The following is a 12,262-nucleotide window of genomic DNA, read 5'->3' on the forward strand; positions in this document are numbered from 1 at the left end:
AGAATTATTAGAATTAAAGGAGAATTAATTCTCCTTTAATTCTAACATACAGGTTATGTTTTTTTATAATTTTTGGTCTCACATCATTTACAAATGTACACTTTAAAACAAAATTTTTATTAAAAATGTTGAAAAAAAAATTTTTTTATGTTATACTATTCCAGTAATTAAATTTGCCGGCGTGTCGGAACTGGCAGACGAGACAGACTCAAAATCTGTTATCCGCAAGGGTGTGTGGGTTCGAGTCCCACTGCCGGCACCATTTCAACTAACATTTTATGTTAGTTTTTTTACAAAAAAGGTATGTCGATTAAGACATACCTTTTAAATTACTCTACATTATTCATTTTTTCTCTACAAGTTTTTTCGATTAAATCTAATTTATCAACACTTTCTTGTTCTGTTTTTCCGATTGTATAAATATATAATTTAATCTTAGGTTCTGTTCCTGATGGTCTTAATGCATACCAAGAGCCGTCATTCAAATAATATTTCAAGCAATTTTGTTTTGGAAAATCTAAATATCCATCTTTAAAGTCAACTATTTCCTTTAAAGAAATTTCTTTCATTTCTTTAATCGGATTTTCTCTAAAGTCCTCCATCATTCTTCCAATTCTTGCTTGTCCTTCAATTCCTTCAAGTTCAAGAGAAATTTGTCTTTCATTATAATATCCAAACTCTTTGTAAATATCATTTAAAACTTCTAATAAACTCTTTCCTTGCTTTTTGTAATATCCTGCCATTTCGACAACCATCATTGATGCACCAACAGCGTCTTTATCCCTTACAAATGTTCCATAGCAGAAACCGATGCTTTCTTCATAACCAAAAACATAATTCTTTTCTTTAGTTATATCATATTCATTTGTCTTTCCACAAATATTTTTAAAGCCCGTTAATGTTTCAACTGTATCTATTCCATATTTTTTAGCTATCGCTCTTGATAAATCTCCGGTTACGATTGATTTTACTAAAACAGGATTTTCTGGCAAGTTTTTAAGTGCATATCTTTGTGAGAAAATGTAGTATGATAACAAAGCTCCTATTCTATTTCCGTTTAAAAATACATATTCTCCATTTTTATCTCTAACTTCAAGAGCGACTCTATCACAGTCGGGGTCAGTTGCAATTAAAATGTCAGCTCCTACTTCTTTGCCTAAATTTTCTGAATAAAGAAAAGCTTTAGGAACTTCAGGGTTTGGATAACCGACAGTTGTAAATTCAGGGTCAGGTAATTCTTGTTCCTTAACTACAAATACATTTTCAAAACCTCTTCTCTTTAAAACTTCTCTAACAGGTAAATTTCCAACACCGTTTAATGGAGTATAAACAACTTTAATATCCTTATCAACATTTTCGTCGTTTATAGTTAAATTTAAAACTTCTTTTTTATATTCTTCTTCAACTGATTCATCAATAAAACTTGCCATTCCACTTTTGATTGCCTCTTCAAAAGAAATTTGTTTAACATCTTCAAACTTTTCAATTTTTTCCATATGAGCAGAAATTTGATTTGCAATGTCGTCAAGAATTTGTGAGCCTTCTTTCCAGTATGCTTTATATCCGTTATATGCTTGTGGATTATGACTTGCAGTAACCATTACTCCTGCCATACAATTTAATTTTCTAATTGCATAAGAACACATCGGAGTCGGTCTTATTCCTTTATAAATATACGATTTAATTCCATTACCCGCCATTATTGAACAAGTAAGTTCAGCAAACTCTTTTGAGCCATATCTAACATCGTAGCTTATTGCAACTCCTCTTTCAATAGCTTCTTTTCCATGGTCAATAATTGTATTTGCAAGAGCTTGTCCTGCTTTTGAAACCATATACTTATTCATTCTGTTTGTTCCTGCACCAAGTTTACCACGAAGTCCGGCAGTTCCAAATTCTAAAACTTTATAAAATCTATCCTTAATTTCTTCTTCATTATCTTTTATTGAAAGTAAATCATTTTTTGTTTCTTCATCAAAAAAATCATTATTTAACCATTCTTCATAAACTTTTTTATAATCTATCATAATTCCCTCCTAAAATTTACATACTCTCAGTATATTTTACATCAATCAATATTTTTTTTCAACATATTTTTGATAAAAAAATACTACTCAAAAAAGTAGCATTTTTAAAACTATACAATTATACAAATTATAATAATTTGATCTATTTATTTTTATTATTTTTAAAACAATAATTAATAAATAAAGTAATAAGCCCAAATGGAAACCAAGATAAAATAACATCAACATAAAGAGCATTAACTGAAAGTAATGAATAAAAAAGTCCTTTTGTTTCTTTAAAATTATCCATAAAAATTTTACCATAATCTACTTTAAAATAAAAAACATTATGCAAGTATTCAGTATCAAACTTTCCATATCCAATATAATAAAAAATTTCAAAAAATATTATAAACGTCGCTATAAAAAAAACAAACGTTAAAATTGGTATTAAAAAATCTTTAAAAAAATTACTTTTTAAAAATTTATATTTGCCGTTATCTATTTTTTTCATCAAAAATTTACTTGCAAAAAATATAATAAACAAAATAAACAAACAAATTATAATATTATAAAATATAATTATTTCTTTATAATATTTAAAAGAATCCAAATACTTACTTATCTCATAAAAACTTAAAGACAACAAAAATATAGCCGTAATAATAATTTCAAAACCATTTGTTTTTTTTATCATCTAGTTGCCCCCTCTCATATAGATACAATATCCATTACTATCAAACTTAAACCATTCTGAATTAATCTCTCCCCATTGATCTGCATACGCACCATAATCTCCCGGTATATGATACATCAAGTAGAAAATTCATACCATTTCCCAACTTTTGACTATTTCGACTTTGCGTATATGTTTACACTACTTAATATTGAAAACAATAATCATAAAAATAAAATTTGTTTTTTCATAACATACATCCAAATAAATTTTTAATATAATATATTATATTATACTACACCCACATTATATTACTTTCCCATAAAAAATACAATCATTTTATTATATTTTTTTCTTATGGATAAATATTATATTTATTTAAAAATTATCATTTTAAATTTAAAGTTTTATTAATTTCACCATAGTTACTTCTGTTTGATTATAAAATTGAAACTATGATATAATTAAATTCACATTAATTCAGTATGAAAAATAATTTAATTTCACCATAGTTACATCAATTTGATTATAAAAAGGGAACTATGGTATAATTAATATGGTATAATTAATAAGTAAGTAATTAAACAAAATAAATATGAGGTGATTAAATGAGATTTGTTTCTTGGAATGTAAATGGGCTTAGAGCTTGTATTAAAAAAGGATTTTTAGATTATTTTAACGATATTAATGTAGATTTTTTCTGTTTACAAGAAATTAAAATGAGTGAAGGACAACTTGACCTTGAACTTGATGGATATGAAACTTTTTATAATTATGCACAAAGAAAGGGATATAGTGGAACTGCTATTTTCACTAAACACAAACCTTTAAGTGTAAAGTATGGAATGGGAATTGAAGAACACGACAACGAAGGCAGACTTATAACTTTAGAATATGATGATTTCTTTTTAGTAACTTGCTATACTCCAAATTCAAAGCAAGAACTTTTAAGACTTGATTACAGAATGGTTTGGGAAGATGCATTTAGAGAATATCTACATGAATTAAATAAAACTAAATCTGTAATTGTATGTGGCGACTTAAATGTTGCTCATAAGGAAATTGACCTTAAAAATCCAAAGACAAACAGAAAAAATGCCGGTTTCACAGATCAAGAAAGAGAAAAAATGTCTATTCTTTTAGATAGTGGCTTTACAGACACTTTTAGATTTTTCTATCCGGATAAAGAAAATGAATACAGTTGGTGGAGTTACTTCGGCAAATCAAGAGAAAGAAATACAGGTTGGAGAATCGACTATTTTCTAACTTCAAAAGATATGGATAACAGACTTGTAGATGCACAAATTCATCAAAGCATTTTAGGTAGCGATCATTGCCCTGTTTACTTAGAAATAAAATAAATTAAAAAAGGCTATTGCAAAACGCAATAGTCTTTTTCTATTCAACAATTTTTAATTTTATATTGTTTTTGTCTTCAACTTCAACATAATTATTTTCTTTTACATAATCAATCAAAACTTCAGCAATATCTCTTGTATCTTCTTTTAAAGTTTTAAGCTCAGGAAAAAAAGAAAAATTTCCACCACCTGTTGCTCTATAATTATTCAATACAAGTTTATATTTTTTGTCTAAAATTAACTCTTCTCCATCTACTTTTACATCTGTTACGAAATTTGTACCATTTTTTGAAATGTTCATTGTATATTCTATTCCGTCAAGCATGTCGTAATTATACATTTCTCTTTTAGGATATAAAAATTTAGGATTTATATCAATTTCATTATCTTTAACAATCCAGTATGTCGATAATTGTGTTAAATAGTCTAAAATATTTTGTCCACTCATTTCTTTTAGAACTAATGTATTTGGGAATGGATAATTTAAAATTATATCTCTATATCTTAATTTTTTACCAAAACCGGGCATTACTTCAAAAAGACAACAAGCAGAAATATCTGCACCCATAGTTTCTTTTTGAATTTTGTTTATAAAAGTTGTAATTGAATGTTTTTCAAGTTGTGCTTTTTTTATATCGGAAATATACATTTCTTTGTTACAACTTCCAATTTCAATATCTAACCATTTTTCCGTTTCATTTAAAATCTCTTTAAATTTTTCTTCCACTTCAGTATCTATTTCATATCCTGAAATGTCTTTTATATTTACAGAAATTTTATCGTCAAACACAATTTCCATACAAGTTGAACAACCGTCTGCACATTGTATTACGAGTGTATCTTTTATCTTACCTGTTAGAGTCCTATGTTGATGTCCTGTAACTAAAACATCTATTCCGGAAATTTTATCACAAATCTCATAGCCGACATTTTCTCCTGTCAAGTTTTCAGTAGGATTTCCACTTTCTAAATCTCTTTCAAAGCCCCCATGATAAAATACAACTACATAGTCAACCTTATCTCTAACATATTCAACAGAATTTTTTACAGTTTCAAAAACATTTAAAACCTCTAAATTTTCTAAATTTTTAGGATTTTCCCAATGGTCAATATAATCAGTCACAACTCCAATTAATGCAACTTTTTTATTATCTATTTCAACTATATCTGTTCTTCCAAGATTTTCATTTTTATATTTTACATTGCAAGTAATACATTTTGCATTATTTTCTTCAACATAATTATATAAAAATTCATTTCCATAATTAAAATCGTGATTTCCTATATTTATATAATCACATTTCAAATGGTTAAGAGCTTTTGCAACAATATTTTTTTTAACATTTGAATTAGCATAAGTTACTAGAGGAGTCCCTTGATTAATATCACCATTATCAACGTAAATTACTTTTCCTTTTTTTCTTTCTTCTTTTAAAAAGCTCGAAAATCTGGAAAGTCCTTTACTTGCAATACTTGAGTTTACAAAGTTATATGCTAATAAATTTCCATGAACATCTGTTGTTGATAAAATTTTAAAAGCCATTAATATCCCCTCGCTAATTTTCTTCTAACTTTGTTTGAAAATACTTCTATAATTAAAACTAAAACTATAATTCCAACTAAAATAGATCCAACTTCATTCCAACGATAATTATTCATCGCAAATATAAGTGGCGCACCAATACCACCTGCTCCAACAAGACCAAGTACAGATGCATCTCTTAAATTCATATCAAATCTGTAAATTACAATTGAGATTAATTTTGAGTAAAGTTGTGGTAAAATTCCATATCTTATTTGCTCAATCTTTGTACAACCAATAGCTGAAAGTGATTCGATAATTCCAAAATCTAAGTCCTCTATAACATCAATATACAATTTAGTAACCATTCCGATAGATACAACAGACATTGTAAATACTCCGGCTAACGCCCCGGGACCTGTAACACCGATAAACATAAGACCATATATAAACGCAGGAACAGTTCTAACACACATTGTAAAAAATCTTCCAATTACAGCTACATATTTTGAAACAATTTTCTTTGCAGAAATAAACGCAAAAGGAATTGATATAATCGCACCGATTATTGTACCTAAAAATGCAATACACATTGTTTCAAAAAGTAAATAAATTACACCTTTATTATCAAGTCTAAAAAGAAATTCCATATCTGGATGCAAAATACCATTTATAATATTTTTTGCAATACTCATAGAGTCCTTAACATCATCACCCTTTTTGATAGACATTGCAGACCAAACTAAAAGTCCTAAAACAATCACAATAACTGCTATGATATAAGTATATGATTTTGGTTCTTTATTTAATTTTTCTTCTACTTTTAAATTCTTCATACCAATTACTCCAATCTTCCTCTAAAATGTTCACTTATAATTTCAATTACAAAAACAGTTACAAGTAATAAAAATACTATGGTACCAACTTTTGAATATTCTCTCCAGCCAAGTTTTTCATTTAAAATCATTCCAATACCACCTGCTCCAACATAACCTAAAATTGCAGCGTATCTTACATTTCCTTCAAAATTAAACAAAGCAGTAGAAATATATGAAGGTAATACAACTGGAAGTATCGCATATCTAAAAGCATAAAATTTTGTAAATCCCATTGATTCCATACATTCAAAAGCTCCCATATCAACAGTTTCTATTGATTCGTAAAGTAACTTTCCAACATAAGATAATGAGAAAATAAAAATTGCAACTGTTCCGGCAAAAGTTCCAAGTCCCCATATATAAGTTGCTATTAAAGCACAAACAAGTGAAGGTAAAGTTCTTAAAATACTTAAAAATAATTTAAAAAATCCATTTACAAACTTATTTTTTGTTATATTGCTAGATGCTAAAATAGCAATAGGAAGTGATACCAAAGCTCCTAAAAATGAGCCCATTAATGACATTTTTATAGTGTCAAAAAGAGGAGTTAAAACCTCTCCACTATAGCTAAAATCCGGTGGAATCATTCCTTTTAAAATATTAAAAAAGTTCCCAAAATTTTCAAAAACTTCAAAATTAAAACCTGTAACATTTATTGAAATATACATCAACAAAATTACAATAATTGTAATTAAAGGAGTTTTTGAACGAGGTCTAAAAACTACTTTTCCATTTCCCAGAGTAATTTTTTCTTTAGGAAATATCTTATCAAATATATTTTTCATATTATTCTCCAGCTAAAAATAAATCTTTTTGGTAAATTTTGTCTAAAATTTCTTTTGTAATATCACTTGATTTTCCGTCATAAACAATTCTACCTTTATTTATTCCAACAACTCTATCACAATATTTTAAAGCTAAATCAACATCATGAATGTTAATCAAAATAGTAATTTTATTTTCTTTATTAATTTTTCTAAAATCTTCCATAACTTGATTAGAAGTTACCGGGTCAAGAGCTGCAACCGGCTCATCTGCTAAAATAATTTGTGGATTTTGTCCTAAAGCTCTGGCAAGAGCAACTCTTTGTTGTTGTCCACCTGAAAGTTGATCAACTCTAACATAAGCCTTTTCTAACATATCAACTTTATCAAGAGCCTCTAAAGACTTCATCTTACATTCCTTTGGAAATATTCCAAAAAATTTTCTAAACCCTGTTAAATCAGGTACAAATGCAGTTAAAACATTTTTTATAACGGTTGTTCTTGTAACTAAATTAAAAGATTGAAAAATCATACCAATTTTTCTTCTAAATTTTCTAATTTCTGAACCACTTAATTTTTTTACATCGACATCATTTACAATTAATTCTCCTGACGTAATTTCATGCATCTTATTGACACATCTGATTAATGTAGATTTTCCTGAACCGGAAAGCCCTATAATCGCAACAAATTCCCCTTGTTCAATCTTTAAATCTACATCTACCAAACCCTTAGTTCCGTTAGGATAAACCTTGCTAACTTTTTTAAATTCTATCATAATTTTCTCCATATAATTTGTTAAAAAAGGGAGAGATTTCTCTCTCCCTAACTCTCACACAATTTAATTAATTCAACATTATTTTAATTTTTTTACAATTTCTTGAGCTTTAGCTTCATTATCATAATCAGCATCTTTTGCCGGTTGATAACCTTCATGACTATAAACAGCTATAACTTTTTTACCTTCTTCTGTTTTAGCAATTTCAATCAATGCTTTTTCTAAAGCTTTTTTAAATTCAGGCGTTACATTTTTAGATTTTTTAGAAACACTTACTGTATCATTATAGATAGCAGGTGTTACACCTATAAGATTTGTTTCATCCCAAATAGATGCTTTTCTTCCATAAGTTTCATTCCATTTCTTTTCTTGGTCAAGTCTGGCGTCAGCGTATGTACAAAGCACATCTACTTGTCCTGAAGCAAGTCTGGCGAATGCAGAACCATAAGAATCACTTAAAATTGCATTGTTTCCTAAATCTTTAATTGTCTTTCCGAAAGTTTCATTTAACCAAAGAGTTGGATAAATATAACCTGCAGGTGAAGTTGGATTCATAACACTCCATTTTAAATCTTTAACATCTTCCCATGCTAACTTTTCTCCGGCATTTACTTTCTTAGCGATAGCTTGACCTTTTTCAGATGGTCCGGCAATCATTAATGCTCTATAAGAAGTAACTTGATTATCAGTTTTCTTTGTTGGTTTTTGTTCATTCCAAACCTTAGCAGAATCGTCGTTTACTGAAAGCCCTTTTCTAGTAGCAGTCAAAAGAACTTCTGCCCCATCTCTATATAAAACATAAGTTCCGGCAGGAATAAATCCAATATCCAAAGTTCCGGCATTAAGTCCTTCCCCTACTGCCTCAAAACTTGTTCCAACTGTTATATCAACATTCTTAACGTCAAATCCTTCTTTTGATAATTGATCCTTCAATAATTTTTTTAAAGGTTCAGTTGCAGTAACTATCTCTGATGGTTCTCTTGAAGGTACAAAACCGATTGAAATCTTTTCAATAGCAGTTTTTCCATCAGAAGATTTTTTTGCTTCTTTTTTAGAGCCACAGCCCACAAGAAGTCCGGCACTTAAAACAAGTGCTAAAGATGAAATTAAAATTTTCTTAAATAGTTTCATAATTCCCCCTGTATATTAGTGAAATATAAATTGTATGATTTACCCTTATATTATATCATTTTGAACAAGTGTTTACAATTACAAATATGACTTTTATTCAACTTTTTTTTTGATATTTTTTTATTAAAAAATTTACAATTATACTTATACTATATAATAAATCGAAAAAATTTATAAAATTTAATAAACAAAAAGCGAGTAAAACAAACTCGCTTATATCATAACATCAATATTAATTAATAACTAAAAAACGCCACAAAGGCAAACAACCCAAACAAAATTACAATTTGCTTTTCTTAATTCTTTATAACATTCGTCAATTGTTGCCCCACTTGTATGTATATCGTCAACCAATAGAATATTTTTTCCGGTTAAATCCCCTTCGACTGAAAAAGAATTTTTCAAATTCATACTTCTTTCTTCTAGTGATAAAAAATGTTGTGATTTTGTATTTTTTACTTTGTGTAAATCATCAAACAATGGTATTTTTGAATATTTTGATATTTCTTCAGCCAAAAGCTTTGAATGATTATATCCTCTTAATTTTAATTTTTTCTTGCTTGACGGAACATAGGCAATGTAATCCATTTTTTCAAGCAAAGTTTTATCTAAGTTTTCAAACATCAACTTTCCAAAAGGTTTTTTAAGATAAACTCCATTTTCAAACTTAAATTCCTTTATTTTCTTTTTAATTATTCCAGAATAGTAAAATAAAATATCTTTTTTAAAAATTTCTTCTCCATAATCATTAAAAATCTCTTTGTCATATCTTCTAATTTCAGATATACATTCTTCACATAGATATGAGTTTTTAATCACATTTTCTTTACAGAAAAAGCAATAATCTTCATTATAAAAAAATGTTTTAAAAAATTTTCTAAGCATTACAACAATTCCTCTACAAGTCCAAAAAAGTGTTTAATTCTATTTTCTAAATTTGAATATCTACTGTTTATCGTATTGTTTTGAATCATATTGTTCATAACATTTTTATCTCCAACCAAAACAATATTTTCTTTAGCTCTAGTTATTGCAGTATATAATAAATTTCTGGTTTGAAGTAATCTATATCCGTCAAACATAGGAATGATTACAGCTTTAAACTCAGAACCTTGCGACTTATGTATAGTTATCGCATAGGCAAGTTCTAAATTATCCAAATCTTCCAAACTATATTCAATTTCTCTTTTATCGTCCATTTCAACCGTAACTTTTTTGCTAGATTTATCTATAAAAATTATATGTCCCATATCTCCGTTATAAACTCCAAAAGCCTCTTCTCCCTCAGAGTCCAAAAAAGAAAGATTATAATTGTTCTTAGTCTGCATAACTTTATCATTTACACGAAAAATTTTATTTCCAACCAAAAGCTCATCACTTGTTTCAGTTTTTGGATTTAAAATATCCTGTAATAACCTATTCAACTCCATAACTCCACAGATACCTTTTCTGCTTTGAGTTAAAATCTGAATATCTTTAGAAAAATTATAACCATAAGCCTTTGGAAGTCTTTTACTTATCAAATCCACAACTATATTTCTAGTTTGCATCGGACTTTCGGTTTTTAAAAAGAAAAAATCACTATTTTTTTCATTTAAAATCGGTTCTTGTCCGTTATTTATTTTATGTGCATTAACTATTATATTGCTATTTTCAGACTGTCTAAAAATATCAACTAACTTTGTATATTTTATTTTTTCTGAATTTATCAAATCCCTTAAAACATTACCCGCACCAACACTTGGCAACTGGTCAACATCTCCAACTATAATTAACTTTGTACTGTTCTTTATTCCTCTTAGAAGTTTTTCAAAAAGTACAATATCAACCATACTCATTTCGTCAATTATGATTAAATCCGTATCTAAAGGATTATCTTCGTTGTATTCAAAATGTCCAATATCATCATAACTACTTGGAATATATCCTAACATTCTGTGAATTGTTTTCGCCTCAAAACCTGTCGTTTCTTCAATTCTTTTAGACGCTCTTCCGGTAGGAGCGCAAAGAGATATATTATATCCATTATTCATAAATATTTTTGCTATTGTATTTATTATTGTAGTCTTTCCGGTACCGGGTCCTCCGGTTATTATTGTAACATTTTCTTCAAAACAAGATTTTATTGCATCAATTTGAATTTTTGATAGTTTTATGGATAAATCTTTTAAAGATTTTTTTATTTCACTATCAACATCAAATAAAATTTCCATATCTTCATTTAAAGCCGTTTTTGCAAGTTTACTTGCAACATAACTTTCCGAAACATAAAGATAATCTAAATAAATATTTGTTTCTTCAAAAGAATTATCAATAACAATATCAGAAGATAAGAGTAAGTTCATATAAACAGGCTCAATAAGGTCTGTTTCAACATTAATCAACTTAGACACTTCAAGAGTAAGTTTATCTTTCGGATAATAAACATGACCGAAATTAATAGCTTTTTGAGTTAAAACATAAAGTATCGCCGATTCAATTCTGTATGGACTATTTTTATCCAAATTGTTTTTCAAAGCAATCTCATCAGCTTTCAAAAATCCAATTCCCTTTACATTCTTAATCAGCTTATACGGATTTTCATTAATAATTTCTAAAGTATTTTCTCTAAAGATGCTATAAATTTTTTTGGATAAACTAAGGCTTATCCCAAGTCCACTAAGATGAAATAAAATATTTTTACTAAATCTTAATTCTTCAACGGATTTTTTTATTTTTTCGATACTTTTCTTTCCGATTCCTCTAACTTCAATCAATCTATCAGTTTCATCAAAGACAATATCCAAACTCTTCTTTCCAAATTCTTCAACTATAAATCTTGCATTCTTTGGACCAATCGTTGAAATAATACCACTAGCTAAATATCTTTCAATCTCAGCAACAGAGCTTGGAAGTTTCTTTTCGTAAGAAGACATATTTAATTGTTCGCCATATTTATTATCGTATGTAAATTCTCCCTCTATTTCTAAAGTTTCTCCAACGTTAATTGAATCAAAAATACCTACAATTTTCAATTCTCCATCAGTTGTATTCAAGTCAAAAACGGAATATCCATTTTCTTCATTTACATATCTAACCTTTATAACTTCTCCTGTTACTTTCATAACTTCTCCTGCATACAAATTTAGGAAACTACAAGTAGTTTCCTA

Annotated in this window: 10 protein-coding genes and 1 tRNA gene; 2 read left to right on the top strand and 9 right to left on the bottom strand. The window is 27.9% G+C overall.

Annotation, left to right across the window (positions count from 1 at the left end; genetic code table 11):
• Window positions 1–175: 175 nt before the first annotated feature.
• Window positions 176–262: transfer RNA gene (locus tag IBJ83_RS02660), tRNA-Leu, on the top strand.
• A 67-nt stretch (window positions 263–329) separates the two neighbouring features.
• On the opposite strand, the gene IBJ83_RS02665 is transcribed toward IBJ83_RS02660, so the two are convergent.
• Both IBJ83_RS02665 and IBJ83_RS02670 read right to left on the bottom strand, forming a co-directional pair.
• Window positions 330–2,024, bottom strand: a complete 1,695-nt coding sequence (locus IBJ83_RS02665; protein WP_201275256.1) for a phospho-sugar mutase — start codon at window positions 2,022–2,024, stop codon at window positions 330–332.
• A 145-nt stretch (window positions 2,025–2,169) separates the two neighbouring features.
• A complete protein-coding gene (locus tag IBJ83_RS02670; RefSeq protein WP_201275217.1) occupies window positions 2,170–2,703 on the bottom strand; it encodes a hypothetical protein in 534 nt (177 codons plus the stop codon).
• A 587-nt stretch (window positions 2,704–3,290) separates the two neighbouring features.
• On the opposite strand from IBJ83_RS02670, the gene IBJ83_RS02675 reads away from it, so the two are divergent.
• On the top strand, window positions 3,291–4,043 hold the full coding sequence (locus tag IBJ83_RS02675) for an exodeoxyribonuclease III (protein ID WP_068473817.1): 753 nt from the start codon (window positions 3,291–3,293) through the stop codon (window positions 4,041–4,043).
• A 37-nt stretch (window positions 4,044–4,080) separates the two neighbouring features.
• On the opposite strand, the gene IBJ83_RS02680 is transcribed toward IBJ83_RS02675, so the two are convergent.
• From IBJ83_RS02680 to recD2, 7 genes are all read right to left on the bottom strand, one after another.
• Complete coding sequence (locus IBJ83_RS02680; RefSeq protein ID WP_201275218.1) at window positions 4,081–5,583, bottom strand: bifunctional metallophosphatase/5'-nucleotidase; 1,503 nt, start codon at window positions 5,581–5,583, stop codon at window positions 4,081–4,083.
• Window positions 5,583–6,398 carry a phosphonate ABC transporter, permease protein PhnE gene (phnE, locus tag IBJ83_RS02685; protein WP_068473823.1) on the bottom strand — a complete coding sequence of 272 codons (816 nt, stop codon included), beginning with the start codon at window positions 6,396–6,398 and terminating at the stop codon, window positions 5,583–5,585. The genes IBJ83_RS02680 and phnE (IBJ83_RS02685) overlap by 1 nt, the downstream gene beginning before the upstream one ends.
• A 5-nt stretch (window positions 6,399–6,403) precedes the next feature.
• The gene (gene phnE / locus IBJ83_RS02690) at window positions 6,404–7,225 is read right to left on the bottom strand and encodes a phosphonate ABC transporter, permease protein PhnE (protein WP_068473826.1); all 822 of its coding nucleotides are present in this window, start codon (window positions 7,223–7,225) and stop codon (window positions 6,404–6,406) included.
• A 1-nt stretch (window position 7,226) separates the two neighbouring features.
• A complete protein-coding gene (gene phnC / locus IBJ83_RS02695) occupies window positions 7,227–7,982 on the bottom strand; it encodes a phosphonate ABC transporter ATP-binding protein (protein ID WP_068473829.1) in 756 nt (251 codons plus the stop codon).
• A gap of 78 nt (window positions 7,983–8,060) precedes the next feature.
• A complete protein-coding gene (locus IBJ83_RS02700) occupies window positions 8,061–9,113 on the bottom strand; it encodes a phosphate/phosphite/phosphonate ABC transporter substrate-binding protein (protein ID WP_068473831.1) in 1,053 nt (350 codons plus the stop codon).
• A gap of 243 nt (window positions 9,114–9,356) precedes the next feature.
• On the bottom strand, window positions 9,357–9,998 hold the full coding sequence (locus IBJ83_RS02705) for a ComF family protein (RefSeq protein ID WP_201275219.1): 642 nt from the start codon (window positions 9,996–9,998) through the stop codon (window positions 9,357–9,359).
• Window positions 9,998–12,217, bottom strand: a complete 2,220-nt coding sequence (recD2, locus tag IBJ83_RS02710; RefSeq protein ID WP_201275220.1) for an SF1B family DNA helicase RecD2 — start codon at window positions 12,215–12,217, stop codon at window positions 9,998–10,000. Before recD2 ends, IBJ83_RS02705 begins: the two co-directional genes overlap by 1 nt.
• Window positions 12,218–12,262: the final 45 nt, after the last annotated feature.

Source organism: Parvimonas parva (assembly GCF_016552165.1).
In the GTDB taxonomy this organism is placed as follows: Bacteria; Bacillota; Clostridia; order Tissierellales; family Peptoniphilaceae; genus Parvimonas; species Parvimonas parva.

Coding starts and splice junctions, on each gene's coding strand:
- IBJ83_RS02670 (WP_201275217.1), bottom strand. CDS start 2,703: ATGATAAAAAAAACAAATGGTTTTGAAATTATTATTACGGCTATATTT.
- IBJ83_RS02675 (WP_068473817.1), top strand. CDS start 3,291: ATGAGATTTGTTTCTTGGAATGTAAATGGGCTTAGAGCTTGTATTAAA.
- IBJ83_RS02680 (WP_201275218.1), bottom strand. CDS start 5,583: ATGGCTTTTAAAATTTTATCAACAACAGATGTTCATGGAAATTTATTA.
- phnE (WP_068473823.1), bottom strand. CDS start 6,398: ATGAAGAATTTAAAAGTAGAAGAAAAATTAAATAAAGAACCAAAATCA.
- phnE (WP_068473826.1), bottom strand. CDS start 7,225: ATGAAAAATATATTTGATAAGATATTTCCTAAAGAAAAAATTACTCTG.
- phnC (WP_068473829.1), bottom strand. CDS start 7,982: ATGATAGAATTTAAAAAAGTTAGCAAGGTTTATCCTAACGGAACTAAG.
- IBJ83_RS02700 (WP_068473831.1), bottom strand. CDS start 9,113: ATGAAACTATTTAAGAAAATTTTAATTTCATCTTTAGCACTTGTTTTA.
- IBJ83_RS02705 (WP_201275219.1), bottom strand. CDS start 9,998: ATGCTTAGAAAATTTTTTAAAACATTTTTTTATAATGAAGATTATTGC.
- recD2 (WP_201275220.1), bottom strand. CDS start 12,217: ATGAAAGTAACAGGAGAAGTTATAAAGGTTAGATATGTAAATGAAGAA.